The organism is Cryobacterium psychrotolerans, from assembly GCF_900101115.1.
GTDB classification, from domain to species: Bacteria; Actinomycetota; Actinomycetes; order Actinomycetales; family Microbacteriaceae; genus Cryobacterium; species Cryobacterium psychrotolerans.
Map to the genome: position 1 here is coordinate 109,283 of NZ_FNFU01000004.1, position 23,093 is coordinate 132,375.

Below are 23,093 nucleotides of genomic sequence, written 5' to 3' on the forward strand. Positions count from 1 at the left end.
GCTGCTCTTCCAATCCGCGTCATAGCGTTCGTGCATGGTGAGGGGTGTCGGGCGACGCAGTCGATGTCGGATTTAGCTCGACGTCAAGACATACGACCCGGTCAAACTCTACAGTCCGGGCCAAACAGTCGCTAATCGCCGCCGTCGGCAGGCGGCCGGGCCGGGGCATACCGCGCGTCGCTGGCGCGGGCATCCCCGGGGTGATTTGCTGTACCCATGACTGAACAAGCACATGGCGTAGACCCGCACACGGCCGGACACGCGTCCCGGCTCAACTGGCTCCGCGCCGGGGTGCTCGGCGCCAACGACGGCATCGTGTCCGTCGCCGCGCTGGTCGTGGGTGTCGCCGCCGCGACGACGGATTCCGCTGCAATCCTGATCGCGGGCGTCGCGGCCCTGCTCGCCGGCGCCATCTCGATGGCCCTGGGCGAGTACGTGTCGGTGAGCAGCCAGCGGGACACCGAACGGGCGCTGATCGCCAAGGAGCGCTACGAACTCGAGCACATGCCCGAACAGGAGCTCGCCGAACTCGCCGGGCTGTACGAGGCGAAGGGGCTGAGCCCCGCGACGGCCAGGCAGGTGGCGGTCGAGCTGACCGAGCACGACGCACTCGGAGCCCACCTCGAGGTGGAGCTCCACATCGGCACCGAGGAACTGTCCAACCCGTGGCACGCCGCGTTCGCCTCGGCGCTCGCCTTCACCGTCGGCGCCATCCTGCCGCTCCTGTCGGTGCTGCTCCCGCCGCCCGAGTGGCGCGTGCCGGCCACGTTCCTCTCCGTCGTCATCGCCCTGGTCATCACCGGTTGGCTCAGCGCCTACCTCGGCGGAAGCCCGAAGGGCCGCGCCATCGGCCGGATCGTGGTCGGAGGCGGCCTCGCCCTCGTCGTCACCTACGCGATCGGCGCCCTGATCGGCACCGCCGTCTAACCGCGAAAGCGCAGTTGTGCGCGTTATACGTGCCGTTTAGCGTGCACAACTGCGGTTTCGCGGGAAATTGGGGGGAGGATGGAGGGATGATATTCGCCGCGGCCATCGACGTCGCCCTCGTGTTCGCGTTCGTGCTGATCGGGCGAGCCAGCCACGGCGAGGACCTCCTCGGTGTCCTGAACACGCTCTGGCCGTTCCTCGGCGGGCTTGTCGCCGGCTGGCTGGTCATGCGGGCGTGGCGCAGCCCGCGGCGGATCGTCTGGACCGGCATCGGAATCTGGCTGGGCACCGCCGCGGGCGGACTGGCGCTGCGCCTGGTCGGCGGGCAGGGCGTGCAGCCGAGCTTCGCGATCGTGACCGTGCTGGTCCTGGGCGTGTTCCTGCTCGGCTGGCGGGGCGTCGCGCTGCTGGTTCGCCGCGTCCGGTCGCCCCGCTGAACCCGCCGCGGCCCGGCCGGATTCGCCGGGGTGCGGCCCGGCCCGGCGGTTGCGGCCCTGCGCGGCGGCACGGAATCATGGACAGGTCGCACTTGCGGCCGGAAGGACCACGCTCGCCATGAGGGATGACGCCGCCACGGGCACGCCTCCGCGCCGTCGGCCCGGGCTGCCCCGGGCCGCGCGGCCCTTCCGGGAGGGGCAGTACCGCATCCTGATCGGCGCGATGACGCTGTCGCTGTTCGGTGCCGGCATGTGGCTGGTCGCCGTGGTCTGGCAGGTGATCGAGCTCGGCGGAGGCCCGATCGAGCTCTCGATGGTCGCCACCGGCTCGGCAGCCGGTCTGCTCGCGGCCGTCCTGATCGGCGGGGTCGCCGCCGACCGCATCCCCCAGCGCCGGATCATGCTCACGGTCGAGGCCACCAAGACCGTGGCCATCGCGGTCGCCGCCGTTCTGGCGTTCACGGGGTCCGTCGACGTCTGGAACCTGGCCGTCATTTCCTTCGCGCTGGGCGTGGCCGACGGATTCTTCTACCCGGCCTATTCGGCGCTGCTGCCCTCGATCCTCCCGGCCGGGGAACTCCTCGCCGCGAACGGCGTCGAGGGGGTGCTGCGGCCGATGGTCATGCAGGCGGCCGGCCCCGCCGTCGCCAGCGCCGCCATCGCGGCCTCCTCGCCGGGCTTCGCCTTCGCGCTGATTGCCGGCGCCCAGCTGCTGGCCGCCGTCGCCCTCGCGTTCCTGCGCCCCACGGCCCTGCGCCGTGAGCCGCCCGCCCCGGACGCGCCCCGGCAGCATCCGTTTCTGGCGGTGCTCGTGGATGTGCGCGCGGGCTTCGCCTACATGATCAGGACTCCGTGGCTGCTCGGCACGCTCTCCTATTTCACCCTGCTGGTGCTCGTGCTGATGGGGCCGATCGAGGTGCTGCTGCCGTTCGCAGTGAAGGACCAGGCCGGCGGCGGACCGGGCGGCTTCGCCCTGGCCCTGGCCGCCTTCGGGATCGGCGGGGCGGCCGGATCGGTGGTCGTCGCCTCGCGCCGGCTGCCGCGCCGCTACCTGACCGTGATGAACGCACTCTGGGGGCTCGGCTGCGTGCCCCTGGCGGTCATCGGGCTGACAACCGAGCTGTGGGTCATGATCGTCGCGCTCTTCCTGGTCGGGTTCGCCTTCCAGGCGGGAACCGTGATCTGGGGCACCCTGCTGCAGCGGAGGGTCCCCCCGGCGATGCTCGGCCGGGTATCGAGCCTGGATTTCTTCGTCTCTCTGGCCTTCATGCCGGTTTCGATGGCGCTCGCGGGGCCGGTAGGCGAGGCCATCGGCCTCGCACCGGCCTTCCTGGTCGCCGGACTCGTGCCGCCGGTCCTCGCGCTGAGTGCGATCGTCATCTTCCGGATGTCCCGAGACGAGTTGGAGCATCCGCTCGACCCGGGCGACGAGCCCTGAGGCGCCTGCCCGGTCAGTCCTGCTCTTCGCCCTGGTCGCGATCCTCGTCGCGATCCTCGCGATCCTCGCGATCCAGATCGACCGGGCGCTCGTCGGCGTCGGTCGCCCACTCGTCGTTCTCGTCCTCGCCGCCCGCGAGGTCCTCGTCGAGGGTCAGGTTGGTGTCGTCGACCTCACGGTTCTCGTCGACCCCCTCGCTGCCGAGGCCGGGCCGCCTGGGCCACAGCGCGTCCGGGTCGCTTGCCATCATCACAACTCCTCACGTGCTCCCGGCGGAGGGGAAGGCTCCCCCGCGCGAGCCACGGTACGCCCGTCCCCAGGCCCGGGCAAGGCGCTTCCGGCGCGCCGCGGGCTGGTCAGGAGGCGGGGCGGCGGAGCCCGGGCGTGGCGAGCAGGCGGCCGTCCCGGAGCACAGCCAGCACCTCGATCGACCAGCGGTCGGTGCTCTCGTCCAGCGTCTTCTCGCCGCCGGCGACGATCGCCGTGGCGATCACGTCCGCCGTGACGATGTCGCCCGCGAACACGCTGACCTGCCGGTAGGGCGAGGGCGCACCGGGCAGCGCCGTCCAGATGTGCTCCCCGCGTTCGGCGCTGCCCGAGGTCGCGACCGCGCGCATCCGCCCGGTCTGCGGCACGCCGGCCAGCACGGCGCCTCGGTGCAGCGGGTCCACGATCCCGCTCATCCAGTCCGAGCCCGGCGTCGGGCGCCCGCCGACCAGGATGTCCCCGCCCCCGTTGATGCTCCAGCCGGCCAGGCCGAGACCGGCGAGCACCCCACCGGCCTCGTGTATCGCCAGCGCCTTGACGATCCCGGAGAGGTCGAGCACGCCGTCGGCCCGGTGCGGGGTGAAGACCCCGTTGGTGCGATCACGCCAGTCCAGGGCCAGCGCATAGCAGTCGCGCAGCTCCCGGCTCGCGTCGGTGAGACGGATGTCGCCCCGGGCGATCCGGCTGAGTTCGGAGTCTGCCCGGTACAGGCTGAACCGCTCGTCCCAGCGTCGGAAGGTGTCCCGGGCCGCGGCGTGGGCCGCCCGGCGCACCGACTCGCCGGCGTCGCCGGCAGGGCCGGCCAGCCGCAGGCTGACGACCGTTCCCATCGACTCGAACGTGAGCGAGGGACGCCCGCCGGGATCAGAAGTTCGCGGCATCGAGAGCGGACTGCAGGGACTGGAGGTACCCCTCGGTCGTGTAGGTCGCGCCACCGATGTTCTGCACCGAGGCCGACTGCGCCGACAGAACCTCCTCGCGGAGCACGGGCGCGGCCCGATTGCTGATCGCCACCGACTTGCCATCGCGGTCGGTCAGCCGCAGCGCGGTGACGTCGGTGATCGCGCCCCCGGCGATGGTCACCGACACCTGCACGGGGCCGAACCGGGTCTGCACGGCGGAGCCGGTGAATGTGCCGGACGGCGCGGCCGCTGCGGCCGGCGCGGCAGCTGCGGGAGCGCCGCCGGGCGAGGCGGCACCCGAGGAGTCGGACGTGCCCGCCGCCGTGCCCGCCGCCGTGCCCGCCGGCGACAGGACGCCGGCCTGGACGCCGGCCTGGACGCCCAGCTCCCAGCCTGCGGCCAGGACCGCCACGGAGGCCAGAGCGGCGAAGGCCGATGCTCGCTTTCTCACCAGTCGAACCTTTCGTAGTGGATTTGCCGGGTCGGCACGTGAGCCGCCCGGGCGTCGGCCACGACCGCGTCGGTCCAGCGCCTGGGCCCGCAGACGTACACGTCCGCCTCGCCCACGTCCGGCACGAGGGATGCCAGCGTGATGCCGGCGGCCGCGGCATCCACCGGCAGCCAGCTGTCGACGCCGGCCGGCCGGTGCCCGGCGATGACCCGCAGGGTGGCCCCGCGGCGAGCGCACAGCGCGGCCATTTCGTCGGCAAGGTAGAGCTCTCCCGGCGACGGCGCCCGCAGGATGACCGTCGCGCCGCCCGGCTCGAACGACGCGCTCTCCAGCAGCGAGCGGATCGGCGCGACGCCGATGCCCGCGGCCACGAGCACGATCCGGGGCGAGGTCCTGGCCCGTTCCGTGAACAGTCCGTAGGGGCCCTCAAAGCTCACCCGGGTGCCCGTGGGCAGGGTGGGGAGCGCGGCCGATGCGTCGCCGAGGCCGCGAACGGTGATCCGCAGCGTGTCTCCGCCCGGCGCGGCCGACAGCGAGAAGGGGTGCGCCTGCCACCAGAGGCCGGGCGTCCAGAACCTCCAGATGAAGAACTGGCCCGCGCTCGCGTTCAGCTTGCGGAGTCCGCGCCCGGTGAGGCGAAGGGAGACGACGCCGGGGGCGACCCGGTCGACGCCGGCAACAACGAGGCGGTGCCGGATGGAGCGCACCGTCGGGATGATGAAGCGGAACAGCAGGATCGAGCCGGCGACCCCGGCGTAGAGGGCCAGCCAGTAGTAGCGCTGGATCGATCCGTCGCGGAGCAGCCCGCCGACGCTCAGCTGGTGCGGGATCGACACGAGCACCGCTGCGTAGGCGAGCAGGTGCACGGCGTGCCAGGCCTCGTAGCGGAAACGGCGGCGCACCACGACGATCGAGCTGACCACGACGGTGACCAGCAGGGCCAGCCCGACGAAGGCGAGCGGCATGTCGGGAAGCTGGGTGAGCATGGTCCACACCTCCGCCGGGAGGGTGGAGTTGTCGGCGAGCGCGTAGCCGCCGATCAGCAGGGCGCCGTGGCCGAGGAGCAGGTAGAGCGCGGGCTTTCCGAGGGACTGGTGCACGGCCATGGCCCGGTCGTGGCCGAAGGCACGGTCGATCAGGGGCAGGCGCGCGGCCAGCAGCAGCATGACCAGCAGAAGGTCGCTGCCGACCAGCCCGCTCAGGATGCCGAGCGACGTGAGCGCGTCGGCCGGCGTCGTGAACCGTACGGCGCCGCCGTCGGCGAGGAAGATCGCGATGACGAGGGCGACCGAGACGACGCTGAGCACCTGCAGCGTGTCGGCCAGGCGCATCCGCCGCTGGTACGCCGGGTGCACTGGCGGCGCGGACGGTGCGCGGGCGGGGCGTCTCCTGGTCGTGTCGATGCTCATGAGAGCCAGCATCATCCCCGAGGCAATCGAACGGCTATCGGGAAGCTGAGAACCGGCTGTGGGCTTCCGATGCGCCCGCCCTGCCGGTCAGGCTGCTGCCGGCCGCAGAGCGAGGTCATCGCCCCGAAGGCCGCATAGGGCGCCAGATCGACGCGCCCCAATGCCACGAGCACGATCAGCGGCACCAGGACCGCCACGGTCGCGCGGAAGGCGACCTCGACATCGAGGGCCCGCAGCGACGTGATCCGTTCGAGCAGGGTCTCCGGCCTCTCGCGCCTCTCGCCGCCCACGCCCTCGCCCTCGCCCTCGCCCTCGCCCTCGCCCTCGCCCCGGGCGACTACAGTTTCTCGATCGGGGCGATCTTGATCAGCAGCTTTTTCGCGCCCGCCGTGTCGAATTGCACGTGCGCGATCCGCTTGGCACCGTCACCGGTGACCTGGTTGACGCGCCCGTCGCCGAAGTCGACGTGACGGATGCGGTCGCCGGCCGCCAGAGTGAGGTCGCCGTTGTCGCGCACTGTCCCGGTGACCCGGTTGGCCCACTCGGTCTTCGGCTTCGGCGCGGGCGGCAGGCCCGGCGGCGTGCCGTCCCGCTTGCCGAATCCGCCCCCGAAACCGTCCCGGCGGGCGTTCAGCGCGCGCGGCTGGGTTCCGCCGCGCGAGTTCGCCATGCCCGGCGACTGCTTCCAGTCGATCAGGTCGACCGGGATCTCCTGCAGGTAGCGGCTCGGCATCGCCACGTTGATGTCGCCGAACTGGGCCCTGGTCATCGCCAAAGACAGGTAGAGCCGCTGGCGGGCGCGGGTGATGCCCACGTAGAACAGCCGGCGTTCCTCGGCCGGTCCGCCCGGTTCGCCGGCGGACATCTGGTGCGGCAGCAGCCCCTCCTCGACCCCGGTGAGGAACACGGCCTCGTATTCGAGGCCCTTCGCGGTGTGCAGCGTCATCAGCGACACGGTCCCGGATGCGTCGTCGAGGTCGTCCGCGGCGGCCACGAGCGACACCTGGGTGAGGAAGTCGACCAGGCCGCTGTCGGGGTTCTCCCGGTTGAAGTCCTTCGTCTGGGCGACGAGTTCCTCGATGTTCTCCGCCCGGGCTTCGTCTTGCGGGTCGCGGCTGTTGCGGAGGCCGGCGAGCAGGGTGCTCCCGTCGAGCAGGAAGGTGAGCAGCTCCGAGACGTTCGCCGGGCCGGCCGGGCTGGCCGGGCTGGCCGGGTCGAGCTTGAGCGCGGCCTCGTCGAGCAGGGTGGACAACGCCAGGATGGCCCCGGTGACCTTCGGGCCGAGCCCCAGCGCGCCGGCGTTCCGCATGGCCTGCCGGAAGGTGATCTGGTTCGCCTCCGCGAAGCTGGCCAGCTGCGTTTCCGTGGCCGGGCCGATGCCGCGCTTGGGGGTGTTCAGGATGCGCCGCAGGGCCAGTTCGTCGACGGGGTTGGCGACCGAGATCAGGTAGGCGAGCGCATCCTTGATCTCGGCGCGTTCGTAGAACTTGGTTCCGCCGACGACCCGGTACGGCACGGCGGCGCGCACGAGGATCTCTTCCAGCGCCCGGGTCTGGGCGTTGGTGCGGTAGAACACGGCCATGTCGCGGTAGGCCATCCCGGCCTGGTGGAGCACCGCGATCTCGTCGGCGACGAACTGGGCCTCGTCGTGGCCGGAGTACGCGGTGTAGCCGACGATCTTCTCGCCGTCGCCGCCCGCGCTCCACAGCTTCTTCTCTTTCCGGTCGAAGTTGTGGCCGATCACGGCGTTGGCTGCCGAGAGGATGTTCTGGGTCGAGCGGTAGTTCTGCTCGAGCAGGATTACCTTCGTGCCGGGGAAGTCGCGTTCGAACTCGCTGATGTTGCGGGTGTCCGCGCCGCGGAAGGCGTAGATCGACTGGTCGGAGTCGCCCACGACGGTGAGCGAGGCACCGGGGATCGCGCCCGTTGCGTCGCGCAGATTGCGCACGTGCACGCCGTCCGCTTCCATCTCCTCGGCCAGCTCCCGCGAGACCGGCCGGGTGAGCTCGCGGACGAGCGCGTACTGGGCATGGTTGGTGTCCTGGTATTCGTCGACCAGGAGGTGCCGGAACCGTCGCCGGTACAGCGCCGCCACGGCGGGGAAGGCGCGGAACAGGTAGACCGTCTCGCCGATCAGGTCGTCGAAGTCGAGGGCGCTGGCCGCGCGCAGCCGGCTCGTGTACTGCCGGAAGATCTCGACGAACATGACCTCCTGCGGGTCGCTCATGTTCGCGTTGCGGGCGTAGGAGTCGACATCCGCCAGCTCGTTCTTGAGCTTGGAGATTCTCGCGGACACGTTGCCGGGGGTGAAGCCGAGGGTGTCGGCGTCGAGGGACTTGATGATGCGTTTGAGGGTGACCTTGGTGTCGGCGGAGTCGTAGATGCTGAACGTGCTCGTCAGGCCCGCCTTCTCGGCCTCCCGGCGCAGGATGCGCACGCAGGAGGAGTGGAAGGTGGAGATCCACATTCCGTCGGCGCCCTGGCCGAGGATCGCCCTGACCCGGTCCCGCATCTCGGCGGCGGCCTTGTTGGTGAAGGTGATGGCCAGGATCTGGCTGGGCCAGGCCTCCCGGGTCTCGAGCAGGCTGGCGATGCGGCGGGTGAGCACGCTGGTCTTGCCCGAGCCGGCGCCGGCGATGATGAGCAGTGCGGGGCCGCGGTACTCGACGGCCTCGCGCTGCTGGGGGTTGAGCCCGTCGAGCAACGGGCTCCGGTATCTCTCTCCGCCGGCGGCACCCGGGCCGAAGCCGGGCCCGTCCATGATCACGGGCGTGGCAGTGGGGGCCGTGGTCGCGGGGGCGCTGTCCGGGGCTATGGGGGTCGTCATATCACTGTCAATTCTAGGTGTTGCCTCCGACACGCGGCCGCGTCAGAGCTCGTCCCTGACCATCACGGCGAGGTCGGGGTGGTCCACGAAGACCCCGTCGATCCCCGTGCGCATGATGGTCCGGAATTCCGTCAGCCAGTCGCCGTAGTCGGCCTTCAGCCTGCCCCGCCGGAACGACTTCGCCAGGAACCGGTTCTCGGGCCGCAGGGTCCAGCAGTAGATCTCCAGCCCGGCGGCGTGGGCCTGGTCGACGAGATCGGAGGCGCCGAGGACCCTCCCGGCCTCATCCGTCTCGAGGATGAGCGACTTGTCGACGCTGATGCCGTCGACCCGGCCGCTGAGCCCGTAGAGGCCCGCCCCGGTGAGGTAGTCGGCGTAATGCGGGGCCTTCGCCCCGAGCCGCGCCACCTGGTCGAACGGTTTGCCGCGCGCTTCGATGAGGTACACCCGTTTGCCGTAGATGCCGCGGGCGTAGATCCCGTCGAGCACGCCCTGCTCGAAGCTCTCGATCGTGAGGCGCCCGTCGGCCCCGTTCCAGCCGGCCGCGTTCACCTCCTCGGCGAACAACTCGTCCAGGGGCAGGCCGATCGAGTCGAAGTAGGTAGCGTGCTTGATCTCGGCGACCATCCCGAAGGCCCGCTTCTCATGCTCGGCCGCCCGGTCGATGATCTCGAAAACGTCTCGCAGGCGCAGGATCGGGAACCGGCCGTCGAAGGTGGCGCTGCTCCGGCGGATCTCGGGGATCCGCTCCCGGGCGCGGAGGGTGCTGAGTTCCGGCCAGGTGAAGTCCTCGGTGAACCAGCCGGTGAGTTCCTTACCGTCGAGTAGCTTCGTCGCGCGCCGGTCCGCGAACTCGGCGCGGGAGGCGACATCCGTCGTGCCGGAGATCTCGTTTTCGTGCCGCACGACGAGCACGCCGTCGCGGGTGGCCACGATGTCCGGTTCGACCGCGTCCGCGCCGAGCGCGAAGGCCAGTTCGTAGGCGGAACGGGTGTGCTCCGGCCGGTAACCGCTCGCGCCTCGGTGGCCAATGACGATCGGTTTCATTCCCCAAGATTAGCCGCGCGACTGCCAGAATCGACGCGTGACCATCGTGATCGAACCCGCCACGCGCGTGCACCGCCGGGGCGGCTATCGCGCGCGCTACCTGGCCGGCCTGGCCGCGGTGGTGCTGGGCGTCGCCGCCACCAACCTGACGAGCACGTACAGCCTGTTTTTCCTTCTCCTCGGACCGGCGGTGCAGCTGACCGGCTGGCTGGTGCTCCCCGGCGCGCTCTGGCGGCGCCTCGTTGTGATCGTGCCCGGCCTGGTGGCCGGCCTGGTGCTCATCGGCGGGGCCGACTTCGCCGGGGCGTGGGTCGTGCTGCTGGCCGGCTGGCTCCTCGTGCGACACCGCCCGGCGCTGAGCTACCTCGCCGTGCTGCCCCTCGTCGTCACGGTCTTCCTGCTCAAGTTCACGCTGAGCGAGTACAGCCAAAACTGGCTGGGCCTGCTGATCGGCGCGATCGTGACCGTCGGCTGCGCCTGGGCGGCCGCCTGGCTGGCGTCAATTAGGCCCGTACCGGGCATTTCCGAGCGGATGCCCAGCGTGTCTGAATAGAATCAACGTGGAACATCCCCCGGCGCCGACGTGGCGACGGCCGACACCCGACCGAATGTGAGCCAGGAAACCATGGCAACCTCCAACCCCGCCTTCTCGCGCAACGCCGCCTTCGGCGCGCCCGGTGCGCTGGCCTCGACCAAGGTACTCTCGCCCACCGAACTGCAGGACCTGTACAACGCCCCCGCCGCGGGCGCCCAGGACACCGACCGGATGAGCTACGAAGACACCATCGCGAAGACGACGCTGAGCTTCGCGCTGCTGCTCGTGGCCGCCGCCGCGTCGTGGTTCCTCACGCCGAGCATGATGTTCCTGCCCATCCTCGGTGCGATCGTCGGCCTCGTGCTCGGCCTGGTCAACACGTTCAAGAAGGAGCCGTCCCCGGGACTCATCCTCGCCTACGCGGTCGCCGAGGGCCTCTTCGTCGGCGGCATCTCGGTGATCTTCGAGCAGCTCTACCCGGGCGTCGTCGTGCAGGCCGTGCTGGCCACCCTCGTCGTCGTCGGCGTGACGCTCGCCCTGTTCGCGAACGGCAAGATCCGCGCCTCGAAGAAGGCCACCAAGGTCTTCATGATCGCGATGGTCGGCTACCTGGTGTTCTCGCTGGTCAACTTCGGCCTGGTCGCCTTCGGCGCCCTCGACAGCCCGTTCGGCCTGCGCAGCGCCGAGTTCATGGGCATCCCGCTCGGCCTGATCATCGGCGTCCTCGCCGTGATCATGGCCGCGTACTCCCTGGTGCTCGACTTCGACTTCATCCAGCGGGGCGTGAACAACCGCGCCCCCCGCAAGTTCGGCTGGTCCGGCGCCTTCGGCATCATGGTCACCGTCGTCTGGCTGTACGTGGAGCTGCTGCGCATCTTCGCGATCGCCCGCGACTAGCACCCCCGCAGGACAGACACGGCAGCACGGGCCGCCCCTCGGGGCGGCCCGTGCTACTTCCCGTCCCGCTGCTTCCCCGCCCGGCAAGCTCGGCACCGCGGCGGCACGGCGGAGAGGTGGAGAGGCGGAGAGGCTCAGTCGACGGCTTCGACCTGGGTGCGGATGTAGCTCTGCTCCCCGGAGGACAGCCGCACGACACCCGAATCGGCCGGAGGAGCCGTGCCGGCGAGGGCGTACACGGCCGCCAGCGCGGCCGGGCTGAGCTGCGCAGCCAGGTCGGCGAGGATCTCGTGCTTGAAGGTGACGTCCAGCGGAGGCCACCACCGCTCGATCGGGGGAAGGCCGTTGCTGTTCATGTCAGCCTCCTTTCAGGGCGAATGCATGCGGGACGCAGGGCGTGTAGGCGCGGGGCGCGAGGTGCAGCCGCGTAAGGCAGGGGATCGCCGCGGCGCTCAGCGCCCGCCGCGCAGTTCTCGATCGATGTCGGATTCGGTGATCGGCCGACGGTAGAGGGTGTTCCAGGCGTCGAGCCGCAGCGCCAGGCCCCAGCCGGCGAGCACCCAGCCGGGCCAGAAGTAGCCCCTCCCGGTGACCGCCCAGACCCCGACCAGGAACGCGTTGACCACCACGTAAGGACGATGTCGCCGACGAGCTTGCGTTTTCTCTCCAGCCGCCGCCGGGCATCCGCGCGTTCGGGCGGCGGGGCACCGAAGTCGTCGGGCGGAAGGGGCCGTCCCGGTTCGGCATTCATCGACATGGAGCCACCTCCTGCAACCGACACGGCGCATGTCATCTCCTCCGAAAGATACCCGCCCCGCGCCCCATCCACCATGCCCCGCTCACCACGCCCACAACACCCGCCGAACTGTGAGTTTGGCACCTTCGTTGGGCTCGGGAAGGTGCCAAACTCACAGTTCGGCGGAGGGGACCAGAGGCCAGGGGCCAGAGGCCAGGGGGCCAGGGCTAGGGGGCCAGGGCTAGGGCGTGTCTCCCAATTCGTTGGTGTGGGAACGATGCGCTCGTAGTACGCCGCTTCGCGGGCGATGCGCCACCTGCGCAGCGGCGCACCACCCGCGCAACTCAATTCCGCGCGAAGTCCGGCTTTGGGAGACACACCCTAGGGGGCTACTCCCACTCGATGGTGCCCGGCGGCTTCGACGTGACGTCGAGCACGACCCGGTTGACGCCCTCGACCTCGTTCGTGATCCGGTTGGAGATCTTCGCCAGCAGGTCGTAGGGCAGACGGGTCCAGTCGGCCGTCATCGCGTCCTCGGACGACACCGGACGCAGCACGATCGGGTGGCCGTAGGTACGGCCGTCGCCCTGCACTCCGACCGACCTCACGTCGGCCAGCAGCACGACCGGGCACTGCCAGATCTCGCGGTCGAGCCCGGCGGCGGTGAGCTCGGCGCGCACGATCGCATCCGCCTTGCGCAGCAGGTCGAGGCGGTCCTGGGTGATCGAACCGACGATCCGGATGCCGAGGCCCGGTCCCGGGAACGGCTGGCGTTGCACGATCTCGGCCGGCAGCCCGAGCTCGGCGCCGATGGCGCGGACCTCGTCCTTGAACAGGGCGCGGAGCGGCTCGATCAGCTCGAACTGGAGGTCGTCGGGCAGCCCGCCGACGTTGTGGTGGCTCTTGATGCTCGCCGTGCCGCTTCCCCCGCCGGACTCGACGACGTCCGGGTACAGGGTGCCCTGCACCAGGAAGCGGATCGGGTCGCCGTCTTCCGCGGCGGCCTCCCGGATCAGCTCGGCCTGGGCCTGCTCGAAGGTGCGGATGAACTCGCGGCCGATGATCTTGCGCTTCGTCTCCGGGTCGCTGACCCCCTCGAGCGCGGTCAGGAACTGCTCCCGCACGTCGACCGTGACCAGGCGCACGCCGGTTGCCGCGACGAAGTCTTCCTCGACCTGGCGGCGCTCGTCCTCGCGGAGCAGGCCGTGGTCGACGAAGACGCAGACGAGCTGGTCGCCGATGGCCTTGTGCACGAGCGCGGCGGCCACGGCGGAGTCGACTCCGCCGGACAGCCCGCAGATGACCTTGCCGCTTCCGACCTGGGCCTGGATCAGCGCGACCTGCTCGGCGATGACGTTGCCGCTGTTCCAGTCGGCTGCGATGCCGGCGGCGCGGTGCAGGAAGTTCTCCAGCACGTGCTGGCCGTGCTCGGAGTGCTTGACCTCGGGGTGCCACTGCACGCCGTACAACCGGCGCTCGTCGTTGGCGAACGCGGCGACCGGGGTCGAGCTCGTCGACGCGAGCACGGTGAAGCCCTCCGGCGCCTTCGACACCGAGTCGCCGTGGCTCATCCACACGGTCTGCTCAGCGGGCTGGTCGGCGAGGAGGGCGTTGGCCTCCGGCCGGGCGGCGACCGGCGTGGAGCCGTATTCGCGGGCTCCGGTGTGGGCGACCTCGCCGCCGAGCGCGGTGGCCATCACCTGGAAGCCGTAGCAAATGCCGAGCATCGGCACGCCCAGGTCGAAGATGGCGGCGTCGAACGCGGGAGCGCCCTCTGCGTACACGCTGGACGGCCCGCCGCTCAGCACGATGCCGAGCGGGTTCAACGCCTTGACCTCGGCCGCGGTAATGGTGTGCGGCACGATCTCCGAGTAGACGGATGCCTCACGCACGCGCCGGGCTATCAGCTGTGCGTACTGCGCGCCGAAGTCGACGACAAGAACGGGACGGTGGGGTGCGGGCTGGTCGCTCACGGGCGTGCCTCCAGGGTGGCAGCGGATGCTTCCCGGTCAGCGAGGAAGGCCTCGACTTCCCGGGCCACCCTCACCTCCAGGAAGAAGGACAGGGTGGGGATGATTCCGCCGAGGGCGATCAGCAGGAACCGGGTGAACGGCCAGCGCATCATGCTCCAGAGCTGGAAGTCGCTGAACAGGTAGAGCACGTAGAACCAGCCGTGCACGATCAGGATGCCGGTGCTCAGGTTCACGCCGGTGAGCGTGCCGGTCGGGGAGAAGGCGAGGAAGCCGTTCGGACCGCCGAGTTCGAGTTCGTGGCCGAAGGCGTACTTCACGAGCATCTCGGCACAGAGGAGCAGCAGAAAGACTCCGGTGATGACCGAGGAAATCTTGTAGAGCCGGAGAGCACCGGGGATCCTGGGAATGTCGGCGGGCTTCGGTTCGAGTGACATGCGCCTAATTCTACGTGGCCGCCGCAGCGGCCTCGGCCTCGTCCCGTTCCCGCTCCCAGGCGTCCCTCACCAGCCGGTACCAGAGGAAGACCGCGAAGCCGGCGAAGACTGCCCACTCGAGCGCGTAGAAGATGTTGAGCCAGTTCAGCTCGACGTCGTCGCCGGGGACCGGGGAGTCGATCACGGTAAGGCCGTCGGCCGCGTCGGTGTCGACGAGGTATCCGGAGTACACGGGCTGCTCGGTGTACTCCGCCCAGAGGTTGAGCAGGGCGGCGGGCGACACCGTGGTCATCGTGTGCGGGTCCCGGCCGTCGCCCGGCACCTCGGGGGCTTCGGCCGGCACGAACCGGCCGGTGATCGTGGCCGCCTGGCCGGGGGCATCCGTCGCCAGCGCCGCCATCACCGCGCGGGCGTCGTCCTCGTCCGCGGCCCAGCCGCGGGCGACGGGGATGCTCGCCGAATCGGTGTCGGTCACGAAATGGCCGACCACCCAGAACCCGGAGGTTCCGCCGTTGAAGCGGTCACTGACCAGCTGGTCGTCGCCGGGCACGAAGGCGCCGCTCGCGCGCACCATCTGGCCGGTCGCCTTCGTCGGCGCCGCGCCGCCGGGCTGGACGACGTCCGCCAGCGGCAGCACCGTCTCGGTGGTGCGCTGCACAACCTCGCCGGAGTCGATCGCCCGCTCCAGCTGCCACTGGCCGAGGATCGCGAAGGCCGCCGCGACCCCGAGGGCCAGCAGCAGCGCCAGTACCCAGCGGGGGCGCATCATCATCCTGATCACGTGTAGTCGCCCGGCCGTTCGCGTGTGTCCGGCTTCTGCTCGGTGTCCTCCGGCGGAAAGCGATCGGCAATGAAGTCGGCCATCGAGTCCGTCGGCGGCTCCCGCGGCTGGTCCGGTTTATCATCGGGGCCTCTGACCTGCTCGACCACCCGTTGCACGGCGCGCTGCGTGCCGTGGTCGACTCCGGAGCCGATCTCGGCGGTCGCGGCCTCGACCAGGGCGATCTCCTCGACCAGCAGCGGATCCCGCGGCACCTTGCGCGGGTGCGCCTTCGGTTTCGTGCGCCGCAGGGCGGTGCCGATCCGCTCCGACCGCGCGGCGAAGAGCGGCCCGAGGATGGCCATCAGCAGCACGTACAGGCCGGCGAACGGCTGCAGGCGCTCGTCCAGCCCGGCGCCGATGGACAGGGTCGCCAGGATCAGCGTGAACTCGCCGCGGTTCACGAGGATGGCCGCGGAGTTCAGGCCCTCGACCAGTCCCATCCGGTGCAGCCTGGCCAGCAGCAGCCCGGAGATGATATTCAGCGCAAACGTCATCACGACGGCGATCAGCACGATGCCGATGACCGAGCCGAACTCGGCCATGTTCAGGGCGAGTCCGAAGTTGAGGAAGAAGAACGCGCCGAACACGTCGCGCAGCGGCACGGCGACCCGCTCGATCTTGCCGCGGTAGGTGCTGGCGCCGAGGACGACGCCGATCAGGAACGCGCCGATCGCATCCGTCACCCCGATGATTTCGCCGATGCCGGCGAAGAGCACGACCAGCCCGAAGAAGAGGATGGTGAACAGCTCGTCGTCTTTCGTGCGCACGAGCCGGGACACGACCCGGCCGCCCCAGCGCGCGAGCGAGAACATGACGATCAGGAACAGGAAGGCGATGCTCAGCTGCAGCACGATCGGCCAGACCTCGGTCTTGCCGCTGAGCACGACGGACACGATGGCGAGGTAGATCGCGATGAAGATGTCGCCGACGACGGTGACGCCGAGGATCATCGGCGTTTCCTTGTTGGCCAGGCGCCGGAGCTCGATCAGCAGCTTGGTGATGATCGCGCTCGAGGAGGTGCCGGTCATCCCGGCGATGACGAGGGCTTCCCGGGTTCCCCAGCCGACCATCATTCCGAAGGCGAAGCCGAGTCCCATGTTGATCAGCACGTACGAGCCGCCGGAGATCAGGAGCTTGCCGGCGTTGTCGAAGAATTCCTCCTGGTCGAACTCGAGGCCGAGGCTGAACAGGAGCAGGATCAGGCCGAAGACGGCGATCAGCTCGATATCGGCGGACTCGAAGTTGAGGGGGAACCACCCGGTGTGCGGGCTCGCCAGCAGGCCGACGATCATGTAAATCGGAATTGACGGAAGCCCGATCAGCTTCCCGAGACGCCCCAGGATGTAGGAAATGACGAGCAGGACGCCCAGGATGATGAGGTCTTCGCCGATATGCATCGGTTAGCCTCCGGGCGGCGAATCAACGGACTTGGCCTTGACCTCACCGGTACGGAAAAAGGTGAAGGCCTTGACGACCTTCTCGGGCGAGCCCGCGACGACGAGCGTGTCGCCGGGGAAGACCTTGAAGTCGGGCGCGGGCGCGGGATTTGCCGACTCGCCGCGGACCACGGCGACGACAGTGAGTCCGGCGATTCCCCGCTCGGCCGGGTTGCCGAGCGGCTGGCCGGCGATGTGGTCCTCGTAGTCGACGGTGAACCAGTCGATGCTCAGGCCCGGGATCTGGTCGAGCGCCGTGAGCGACTCGGTGATCTGGGTGCCGCCGAGCAACTCGGCCAGGGTGTGCGCCTCGTCCTCGCTGAGGCGCAGCGACACCTTGCTGGCGTCCGGGCCGCCCTCGTCATCCGCGAAGGTGATCAGGTCGCTGTGGCCGGAGCGGTGGGCGATGACGCCGACTTTGCCGCCGTCATCCGTGATGAAGGTGTGCAGTACACCCACACCGGGGAGTTTGACACGCCGAACGTCAACCATGAACGACTCCTAGGTTTGGGGGCTGTTCGTCTATTCTACCGGGCGCCCGCGCGGCCCCCGACGGCGCCGGCGCGCTACCGGGACGCGACGATGTCGGGCGCTTCGAGCCGCACCCGGTCGGCGGATTCGTCGTCGGGCTGCTGCTGGCTCGATCGCTCCGCGGCGACCCGACTGAGGTAGAACGCCACCTCGCGTTCCTCGCGCTCGCTGTCCCAGCCGAGCACCCCGGCCATCAGCCGGGCCGCGACGGGCGCCGCGGACACGCCGCGGTCCCAGGCCTCGATCGAAATCCGGGTGCGGCGGGCGAGCACATCCTCGAGGTGCAGGGCGCCTTCATGGGAGGCCGCATAGACCACCTCCGCCTCGATGTAGTCGTCGGCCCCTGGCAGGGGGTCTGCCAGCGACGGCGTCTCCCTGATCAGGTCGAGCAGTTCATCGGTCAGGGTGCCGTAGCGGTTCAGCAGGTGCTCCACCCGCACGGTGTGCAGGCCGAAGGCACGGGCGATCTTGCCGCGCTTGTTCCACGCCGCCTGGTAGCCCTCGGCGCCGAGCAGGGGGATGTTCTTCGTCGTCGACTCGGGGATCCTGCCGTCGAGCGCGTCGACGGCGGCATCGATGGCGTCCTTGGCCATCACCCGGTATGTCGTCCATTTGCCGCCGGCGATCACGACCAGGCCGGGCACGGAGTGGCCGACCAGGTGGGTGCGGGCGAGCTTGGAGGTCTGTTCGGACTCACCCGCCAGCAACGGGCGGAGGCCGGCGTAGACGCCCTCGACGTCTTCGCGGGTGAGCGGCACGGTGAGCACCGCGTTGACGTGTTCGAGGAGGTAGTCGATGTCGGCTGCGGTCGCGGCGGGGTGCGCCTTGTCCAGCTGCCAGTCCGTGTCGGTGGTCCCGATCAGCCAGTGCCGGCCCCACGGAATCACGAACAGCACGCTCTTCTCGGTGCGCAGCAGCAGCCCCATCGCCGACTGGAACCGGTCCCGGGGCACGACGAGGTGAACGCCCTTCGAGGCGCGTACCTTGAAGGTGCCGCGTTCGCCGACCATCCGCTGGGTGTCGTCGGTCCAGACCCCGGTGGCGTTCACGACCTGCTTGGCGCGCACGTCGAACCGTTCGCCGGTCTCCAGGTCGTGCGCGTGCACGCCGACGACGCGCTCGCCGACCTTGATGAAGCCCTCGACCCGCACCCGGCTGAGCGCGTGGGCGCCGTAGAAGGAGGCCGTGCGCACGAGCGACGCCGTGTACAGGGCGTCATCGACCTGGGCGTCGTAGTAGGTGATGCCGCCGACCAGTGCGCCGTGGGCCAGGCTCGGCACGAGCTTCTGCACCTGGCGCCGGCTGAGGTGCCGGTGGTGGGGCACGCCCGGGCGCCCACCCAGGTAGGAGAGGGTGTCGTAGAGCAGCATGCCGGCGCCGACGTAGGCGCGTTCGATGACCCGGGTCTTCAGCGGGTAGAGGAACCTGACCGGCTTCACCAGGTGCGGCGCGAGCCGCTTGAGCAGCAGGCCGCGCTCGGTGAGCGCTTCGCGCACCAGCTGGAAGTCCAGTTGTTCGAGGTAGCGGATGCCCCCGTGCACCAGCTTGGACGAGCGGCTCGAGGTGCCCGAGGCCCAGTCGCGCGCCTCGAGGATGCCGACGCTGAGGCCGCGGGTGACGGCATCCGTGGCGCAGCCCGCGCCGACGATACCGCCGCCGACGACGAGGATGTCGAGTTCCTTCGTCTTCACGCGGGCCAGGGCCGCCTCGCGTTCCTCAGGCCCGAGTTTGGTGGACCGTGTCACCTTGCTGCGCTGGTTCATCTGCTGCGTCCCCTCCTGCCGAATTGCCGGTGTGCTCGAAGCTACTTCACCCGGTACGGTGCGACAACCACCTCGACCCGCTGGAATTCCTTCAGGTCGGAGTACCCGGTGGTGGCCATCGAACGGCGCAGGGCCCCGACCAGGTTGGCCGTTCCGTCCGCGACCGGGGCCGGGCCGTAGAGGATTTCCTCGAGCGGGGCGACCGTGCCCACCTCGACCCGCTTGCCGCGCGGCAGCTGGGCGTGGTGGGATTCGGCGCCCCAGTGGAACCCGCCGCCGGGGGCGTCGGACGCCCGGGCCAGGGCCGTGCCGAGCATGACGGCGTCGGCGCCGCAGGCGATCGCCTTGACGATGTCGCCGGAGGTGCTGAGTCCGCCGTCGGCGATGACGTGCACGTAGCGGCCGCCGGACTCGTCCATGTAGTCCCGGCGTGCGCCGGCGACATCCGCCACGGCCGTGGCCATGGGCGCGTGGATGCCCAGGGAGGCCCGCGTGGTCGACGCTGCGCCGCCGCCGAAGCCGACCAGCACGCCGGCCGCGCCGGTGCGCATGAGGTGCAGGGCCGCGGTGTAGGTCGCCGCGCCGCCCACGATCACGGGCACGTCGAGCTCGTAGATGAACTTCTTGAGGTTGAGCGGTTCCTGGTTCTGCGAGACGTGCTCGGCGGAGACCGTGGTGCCGCGGATGACGAAGAGGTCGACGCCGGCGGCGACGACGGTTTCGTAGAGTTCCTGCGTGCGCTGCGGGGAGAGCGCACCGGCCACGGTGACCCCGGCGGCGCGGATCTCGGCGAGGCGCTCGGTGACCAGTTCGGGCTTGATCGGCTGGGAGTAGATCTCCTGCATCCGCGCGGTGGCCTTGTCGTCCGGCAGGCTGCGGATCTCGGCGAGCAGCGGCTCGGGGTTCTCGTACCGGGTCCACAACCCCTCGAGGTCGAGCACGCCGACGCCGCCGAGCTGGCCCATCATGATCGCCGTCGTCGGCGAGACGACGGAGTCCATCGGCGCGGCGAGGAACGGGGTGTCGAACTTGTAGGCGTCGATCGACCAGGTGACCGACACGTCCTCCGGGTCCCGCGTGCGCCGACTGGGCACGATCGCGATGTCGTCGAAGGCGTACACGCGGCGAGCGCGCTTGGACCGGCCGATTTCAATTTCCATACTCACCCGCCCAGTTTAGGTGCAGGCGGGGCAAAGCACCGGGTTGCGTGACCCGGCGCTCGTCGGGGCCGCAGCCGCACCCTCGACCGCAGACGGCCGAGGGTGCATCCTGATCACATGGATGTCACCGCCGATCCCCTGTCCCTGCTGCGCACCCGCACGAGCATGAAATGGCGCAGCTACCCGGACGACGTCCTGCCCCTCTTCGTCGCCGAGCTGGACTTCCCCCTGGCCGAGCCGATCGGCGAGGCGCTGATCGCGGCCGTGCGGCGCAGCGACACCGGCTACGTCGCCCCGGTGAACGAGCTCGGCGAGGCGTTCGCCGCCTTCGCCCGGCGGCGCTGGGGGTGGCGGGTCGACCCCGGCCAGGTGGCGAGCACGACCGATGTCAGCGTGGCGATCGTGGAGAGCATCCGCCGGGCCATCACGCCCGGCGACCAGGTCGTGATCAACACGCCCGTCTACCCGCCGTTCTTCGACCTTGTGCCTGAGGCCGGCGGTCGGGTTGTGGAGGTACCGCTCATCCACGGCCAGACCGGCTGGGCGATCGACCTCGATGGGCTCGAGGCCGCCTTCAGGGCGGGGGCGCGCGCCTTCCTGCTCTGCAATCCGCACAACCCGCTCGGGCACCCCCAGAGTGTCGAAGACCTGACCGCGGTCGCCGAGCTGGCCGCCCGCTACGACGTGAGCGTCATCAGCGACGAGGTGCACGCCCCGCTGACGCACTCGGACGGCACGTTCACGCCGTTCCTCTCCGTGTCTCCGGCCGCGGCGGAGCACGGCATCTGCGTCACGGCCGCCAGCAAGGCCTGGAACATCGCCGGCCTCAAGTGCGCGCTCATGGTCACCGGTTCCGAACGGATGCGAGCGCTCGTCGCCGGCATGCCGCAGGAGGTCAACTGGCGCACCGGCCAGTTCGGCCTGATCGCCAGCATTGCGGCCTACCGCGACGGGGAGCCCTGGCTGGACGGGGTCGTTGCCGCCCTCGAGGCCAACCGGGTCCTGCTCGCCGAACTGGTGGACGCCCAGCTGCCCGGCGCCGGCTACGACCAGCCGAGGGCGAGCTACCTCGCCTGGCTCGACCTGCGCTCCCTCGGCTGGGGCGATGACCCCTCGGTGATCGCACTCGAACGGGCCCGGGTCGCGCTGCACCCCGGCCCGATGTTCGGCGCCCCGGGTCGCGGCTTCGCCCGGCTCAACTTCGGGTGCTCCCCCGAGGTGCTCGCCGAGGCGATCTCCCGCCTCGCACATGCCCTCGCCCACCCCCGCGAAACCGCAGTTGTGCGCGCTAAAAGTGCTTCTTAGCGCGCACAACTGCGGTTTCGCGGTGGGGGTGGGACGGATCAGCGGCGGTAGTTGGGCGCCTCAACCACGATCTGCACGTCGTGCGGGTGCGACTCCTTGAGCCCGGCGGACGTGATGCGCACGAACTTACCCTTCTGCTTGAGCTCATCGATGGTGCGCGCGCCGACATAGAACATCGACTGGCGCAACCCGCCGATGAGCTGGTACGCCACCGCCGACACCGGCCCGCGGTACGGCACCTGGCCCTCGATGCCTTCGGGGATGAGCTTGTCGTCGGAGGGGACATCCGACTGGAAGTAGCGGTCCTTGGAATACGAGGTCTTCGTGCCCCTCGACTGCAGGGCGCCGAGCGAGCCCATGCCCCGGTAGGTCTTGAACTGCTTGCCGTTGACGAAGACCAGTTCCCCGGGGCTTTCGTCGCAGCCGGCCAGAAGCGAGCCGAGCATCACGGTGTCCGCTCCGGCCACGAGGGCCTTGGCGATGTCGCCGGAGTACTGGAGCCCGCCGTCGGCGATCACGGGGATGCCGGCCTCACGGGCGGCCAGTGACGCCTGGTAGACCGCGGTGATCTGCGGCACGCCGACGCCCGCGACGATGCGCGTGGTGCAGATGGAGCCCGGGCCGACGCCGACCTTGATCGCGTCGGCTCCCGCGTCGATGAGCGCCTGGGCGCCGGAGCGGGTCGCCACGTTGCCGCCGATCACGTCGACCGCCGCGAACGCCGGGTCGGACTTGAGCTTGCGGATGATCTCGAGCACGCCGGCGCTGTCGCCGTTGGCCGTGTCCACGACGAGCACGTCGACGCCCACCTCGAGCAGCGCGGTCGCCCGGCGCCAGGCATCGCCGAAGAATCCGATGGCCGCGCCCACGCGCAGCCGGCCGGCCTCGTCCTTGGTGGCGTGCGGGTACTCCTCGGACTTGTCGAAGTCCTTGACCGTGATCAGGCCGGTGAGCTTGCCGCCGCCGTCGACGAGGGGCAGCTTCTCGATCTTGTGCCTGGCGAAGATGGCCACGGCGTCCTCGGGGCGCATGCCGACCTTGCCGGTGATCAGGGGCGACCTCGTCATCACCTCACGGACCAGGGTCGTGTGCTTCTTGGTTTCGGAGATGAAACGCATGTCCCGGTTGGTGATGATGCCCACCAGCACGCCGTCGGAGTCGACGACCGGCAGGCCGCTGATCCGGAACTGGCCGCAGAGCGCGTCAACCTCCGCGACGGTGGTGTCGGGCGAAGTTGTTACCGGATTGGTAATCATGCCGGATTCGCTGCGCTTGACCAGGTCGACCTGCTCGGCCTGGTCGCCGATGGAGAGGTTGCGGTGCAGCACACCGAGCCCGCCCTGACGGGCCATCGCGACGGCCATCCGGGTCTCGGTGACGGTGTCCATCGCACTGGAGATGAGCGGGGTTGCGACGGAGATCCGGCGCGTCAGCCGGGACGTCGTCTCGGCCTCACTGGGAATGACGTCGGTGTGCCCCGGCAGGAGCAGCACGTCGTCGTAGGTGAGTCCGGTGAATCCGAACGGATCTGGCTGATCCATGAAACCCCTTTGCGTGTGGCGGAAGCGTGCGGAAGAAATGTCCGGGGATCAGCGGGACTGGACCGGTTCTTCAATGTTAAGCGAGAATGCGGCCCCGGCATTCCGCGGCCCCAATCCACGGCGAAGCGGGCCGCGAAACAAATACGACATAATCTCTAGGTACTGTCAACAAAGTTGTTGCAGGAAAAACCCGAGGTCCGCTCGGCCACAAGCCGGGCCGGCGCCACATGGAGGTGCAGTGAATTCCACTGGTA

At 69.9% G+C, this 23,093-nt stretch carries 23 protein-coding genes; 6 read left to right on the plus strand and 17 right to left on the minus strand.

Features of this window, described 5'->3' with window-relative positions; genetic code table 11:
- The first annotated feature begins 216 nt into the window (after positions 1-216).
- From BLQ39_RS05215 to BLQ39_RS05225, 3 genes are all read left to right on the plus strand, one after another.
- The gene (locus BLQ39_RS05215) at positions 217-927 is read left to right on the plus strand and encodes a VIT1/CCC1 transporter family protein (RefSeq protein WP_092322277.1); all 711 of its coding nucleotides are present in this window, start codon (positions 217-219) and stop codon (positions 925-927) included.
- An 86-nt stretch (positions 928-1,013) separates the two neighbouring features.
- The gene (locus tag BLQ39_RS05220) at positions 1,014-1,364 is read left to right on the plus strand and encodes a DUF3054 domain-containing protein (protein ID WP_092322279.1); all 351 of its coding nucleotides are present in this window, start codon (positions 1,014-1,016) and stop codon (positions 1,362-1,364) included.
- 118 nt (positions 1,365-1,482) lie between these two features.
- On the plus strand, positions 1,483-2,802 hold the full coding sequence (locus tag BLQ39_RS05225; RefSeq protein WP_092322280.1) for an MFS transporter: 1,320 nt from the start codon (positions 1,483-1,485) through the stop codon (positions 2,800-2,802).
- A gap of 13 nt (positions 2,803-2,815) precedes the next feature.
- On the opposite strand, the gene BLQ39_RS05230 is transcribed toward BLQ39_RS05225, so the two are convergent.
- The 7 genes from BLQ39_RS05230 to BLQ39_RS05260 form a co-directional block, all read right to left on the minus strand.
- The gene (locus BLQ39_RS05230) at positions 2,816-3,052 is read right to left on the minus strand and encodes a hypothetical protein (RefSeq protein ID WP_092322282.1); all 237 of its coding nucleotides are present in this window, start codon (positions 3,050-3,052) and stop codon (positions 2,816-2,818) included.
- A 106-nt stretch (positions 3,053-3,158) separates the two neighbouring features.
- Positions 3,159-3,950: an FAD:protein FMN transferase gene (locus BLQ39_RS05235; protein ID WP_241982873.1), complete on the minus strand. Its 792-nt coding sequence runs from the start codon at positions 3,948-3,950 to the stop codon at positions 3,159-3,161.
- A complete protein-coding gene (locus BLQ39_RS05240; RefSeq protein ID WP_092322285.1) occupies positions 3,934-4,422 on the minus strand; it encodes an FMN-binding protein in 489 nt (162 codons plus the stop codon). Before BLQ39_RS05240 ends, BLQ39_RS05235 begins: the two co-directional genes overlap by 17 nt.
- On the minus strand, positions 4,419-5,831 hold the full coding sequence (locus BLQ39_RS05245; protein ID WP_241986911.1) for a ferredoxin reductase family protein: 1,413 nt from the start codon (positions 5,829-5,831) through the stop codon (positions 4,419-4,421). The genes BLQ39_RS05240 and BLQ39_RS05245 overlap by 4 nt, the downstream gene beginning before the upstream one ends.
- Before the next feature lie 11 nt (positions 5,832-5,842).
- Positions 5,843-6,121 carry a hypothetical protein gene (locus BLQ39_RS05250; protein ID WP_092322286.1) on the minus strand — a complete coding sequence of 93 codons (279 nt, stop codon included), beginning with the start codon at positions 6,119-6,121 and terminating at the stop codon, positions 5,843-5,845.
- A gap of 47 nt (positions 6,122-6,168) precedes the next feature.
- Positions 6,169-8,658, minus strand: coding sequence for an ATP-dependent helicase (locus BLQ39_RS05255; RefSeq protein ID WP_092322287.1), 2,490 nt, complete (start codon positions 8,656-8,658; stop codon positions 6,169-6,171).
- Positions 8,659-8,700: 42 nt separating this feature from the next.
- Entirely contained in the window at positions 8,701-9,705 is a 1,005-nt protein-coding gene (locus tag BLQ39_RS05260; RefSeq protein ID WP_092322288.1) for a glycerophosphodiester phosphodiesterase family protein, read from the minus strand.
- A 37-nt stretch (positions 9,706-9,742) separates the two neighbouring features.
- Here BLQ39_RS05260 and BLQ39_RS05265 point away from each other — a divergent pair, with 37 nt between their 5' ends.
- Together BLQ39_RS05265 and BLQ39_RS05270 are read left to right on the plus strand one after the other, a co-directional pair.
- Entirely contained in the window at positions 9,743-10,258 is a 516-nt protein-coding gene (locus BLQ39_RS05265) for a hypothetical protein (RefSeq protein WP_092322289.1), read from the plus strand.
- Positions 10,259-10,330: 72 nt separating this feature from the next.
- Positions 10,331-11,137, plus strand: a complete 807-nt coding sequence (locus tag BLQ39_RS05270) for a Bax inhibitor-1/YccA family protein (protein WP_092322463.1) — start codon at positions 10,331-10,333, stop codon at positions 11,135-11,137.
- 134 nt (positions 11,138-11,271) lie between these two features.
- Here the strand turns inward: BLQ39_RS05270 and BLQ39_RS05275 are convergent, their stop codons facing one another.
- The 9 genes from BLQ39_RS05275 to BLQ39_RS05315 form a co-directional block, all read right to left on the minus strand.
- Positions 11,272-11,493 (minus strand): hypothetical protein, encoded by a 222-nt coding sequence (locus tag BLQ39_RS05275; protein ID WP_092322290.1) that lies wholly within the window; start codon positions 11,491-11,493, stop codon positions 11,272-11,274.
- Positions 11,494-11,589: 96 nt separating this feature from the next.
- The gene (locus tag BLQ39_RS15770) at positions 11,590-11,766 is read right to left on the minus strand and encodes a 2TM domain-containing protein (protein ID WP_166784498.1); all 177 of its coding nucleotides are present in this window, start codon (positions 11,764-11,766) and stop codon (positions 11,590-11,592) included.
- Between the two features lie 496 nt (positions 11,767-12,262).
- On the minus strand, positions 12,263-13,846 hold the full coding sequence (gene guaA / locus BLQ39_RS05285; RefSeq protein WP_092322292.1) for a glutamine-hydrolyzing GMP synthase: 1,584 nt from the start codon (positions 13,844-13,846) through the stop codon (positions 12,263-12,265).
- Complete coding sequence (locus tag BLQ39_RS05290; protein WP_092322294.1) at positions 13,843-14,280, minus strand: DUF3817 domain-containing protein; 438 nt, start codon at positions 14,278-14,280, stop codon at positions 13,843-13,845. The genes guaA and BLQ39_RS05290 overlap by 4 nt, the downstream gene beginning before the upstream one ends.
- Before the next feature lie 10 nt (positions 14,281-14,290).
- On the minus strand, positions 14,291-15,052 hold the full coding sequence (locus tag BLQ39_RS05295) for an SURF1 family protein (RefSeq protein ID WP_241986910.1): 762 nt from the start codon (positions 15,050-15,052) through the stop codon (positions 14,291-14,293).
- A 5-nt stretch (positions 15,053-15,057) separates the two neighbouring features.
- Positions 15,058-16,500, minus strand: coding sequence for a cation:proton antiporter (locus BLQ39_RS05300; protein WP_092322295.1), 1,443 nt, complete (start codon positions 16,498-16,500; stop codon positions 15,058-15,060).
- 3 nt (positions 16,501-16,503) lie between these two features.
- The gene (locus BLQ39_RS05305) at positions 16,504-17,031 is read right to left on the minus strand and encodes a cation:proton antiporter regulatory subunit (protein WP_092322297.1); all 528 of its coding nucleotides are present in this window, start codon (positions 17,029-17,031) and stop codon (positions 16,504-16,506) included.
- Positions 17,032-17,105: 74 nt separating this feature from the next.
- Positions 17,106-18,833 (minus strand): glycerol-3-phosphate dehydrogenase/oxidase, encoded by a 1,728-nt coding sequence (locus BLQ39_RS05310; protein ID WP_174775318.1) that lies wholly within the window; start codon positions 18,831-18,833, stop codon positions 17,106-17,108.
- Positions 18,834-18,874: 41 nt separating this feature from the next.
- Entirely contained in the window at positions 18,875-19,993 is a 1,119-nt protein-coding gene (locus BLQ39_RS05315) for a GuaB3 family IMP dehydrogenase-related protein (protein WP_092322298.1), read from the minus strand.
- Between the two features lie 117 nt (positions 19,994-20,110).
- Here BLQ39_RS05315 and BLQ39_RS05320 point away from each other — a divergent pair, with 117 nt between their 5' ends.
- Positions 20,111-21,298, plus strand: coding sequence for a MalY/PatB family protein (locus tag BLQ39_RS05320; RefSeq protein WP_092322300.1), 1,188 nt, complete (start codon positions 20,111-20,113; stop codon positions 21,296-21,298).
- A gap of 38 nt (positions 21,299-21,336) precedes the next feature.
- Here BLQ39_RS05320 and guaB read toward each other — a convergent pair whose 3' ends face one another.
- The gene (guaB, locus tag BLQ39_RS05325) at positions 21,337-22,839 is read right to left on the minus strand and encodes an IMP dehydrogenase (protein WP_092322301.1); all 1,503 of its coding nucleotides are present in this window, start codon (positions 22,837-22,839) and stop codon (positions 21,337-21,339) included.
- Between the last annotated feature and the right edge of the window lie 254 nt (positions 22,840-23,093).

Excerpts from the sequence above, each read along its gene's own strand:
- BLQ39_RS05215 (WP_092322277.1), top strand. The coding sequence starts at position 217 with ATGACTGAACAAGCACATGGCGTAGACCCGCACACGGCCGGACACGCG.
- BLQ39_RS05220 (WP_092322279.1), top strand. The coding sequence starts at position 1,014 with ATGATATTCGCCGCGGCCATCGACGTCGCCCTCGTGTTCGCGTTCGTG.
- BLQ39_RS05225 (WP_092322280.1), top strand. The coding sequence starts at position 1,483 with ATGAGGGATGACGCCGCCACGGGCACGCCTCCGCGCCGTCGGCCCGGG.
- BLQ39_RS05230 (WP_092322282.1), bottom strand. The coding sequence starts at position 3,052 with ATGATGGCAAGCGACCCGGACGCGCTGTGGCCCAGGCGGCCCGGCCTC.
- BLQ39_RS05235 (WP_241982873.1), bottom strand. The coding sequence starts at position 3,950 with ATGCCGCGAACTTCTGATCCCGGCGGGCGTCCCTCGCTCACGTTCGAG.
- BLQ39_RS05245 (WP_241986911.1), bottom strand. The coding sequence starts at position 5,831 with ATGAGCATCGACACGACCAGGAGACGCCCCGCCCGCGCACCGTCCGCG.
- BLQ39_RS05255 (WP_092322287.1), bottom strand. The coding sequence starts at position 8,658 with ATGACGACCCCCATAGCCCCGGACAGCGCCCCCGCGACCACGGCCCCC.
- BLQ39_RS05260 (WP_092322288.1), bottom strand. The coding sequence starts at position 9,705 with ATGAAACCGATCGTCATTGGCCACCGAGGCGCGAGCGGTTACCGGCCG.
- BLQ39_RS05270 (WP_092322463.1), top strand. The coding sequence starts at position 10,331 with ATGGCAACCTCCAACCCCGCCTTCTCGCGCAACGCCGCCTTCGGCGCG.
- BLQ39_RS05275 (WP_092322290.1), bottom strand. The coding sequence starts at position 11,493 with ATGAACAGCAACGGCCTTCCCCCGATCGAGCGGTGGTGGCCTCCGCTG.
- BLQ39_RS05290 (WP_092322294.1), bottom strand. The coding sequence starts at position 14,280 with ATGTCACTCGAACCGAAGCCCGCCGACATTCCCAGGATCCCCGGTGCT.
- BLQ39_RS05295 (WP_241986910.1), bottom strand. The coding sequence starts at position 15,052 with ATGATGATGCGCCCCCGCTGGGTACTGGCGCTGCTGCTGGCCCTCGGG.
- BLQ39_RS05300 (WP_092322295.1), bottom strand. The coding sequence starts at position 16,500 with ATGCATATCGGCGAAGACCTCATCATCCTGGGCGTCCTGCTCGTCATT.
- BLQ39_RS05305 (WP_092322297.1), bottom strand. The coding sequence starts at position 17,031 with ATGGTTGACGTTCGGCGTGTCAAACTCCCCGGTGTGGGTGTACTGCAC.
- BLQ39_RS05310 (WP_174775318.1), bottom strand. The coding sequence starts at position 18,833 with ATGAACCAGCGCAGCAAGGTGACACGGTCCACCAAACTCGGGCCTGAG.
- BLQ39_RS05315 (WP_092322298.1), bottom strand. The coding sequence starts at position 19,993 with ATGGAAATTGAAATCGGCCGGTCCAAGCGCGCTCGCCGCGTGTACGCC.
- BLQ39_RS05320 (WP_092322300.1), top strand. The coding sequence starts at position 20,111 with ATGGATGTCACCGCCGATCCCCTGTCCCTGCTGCGCACCCGCACGAGC.
- guaB (WP_092322301.1), bottom strand. The coding sequence starts at position 22,839 with ATGGATCAGCCAGATCCGTTCGGATTCACCGGACTCACCTACGACGAC.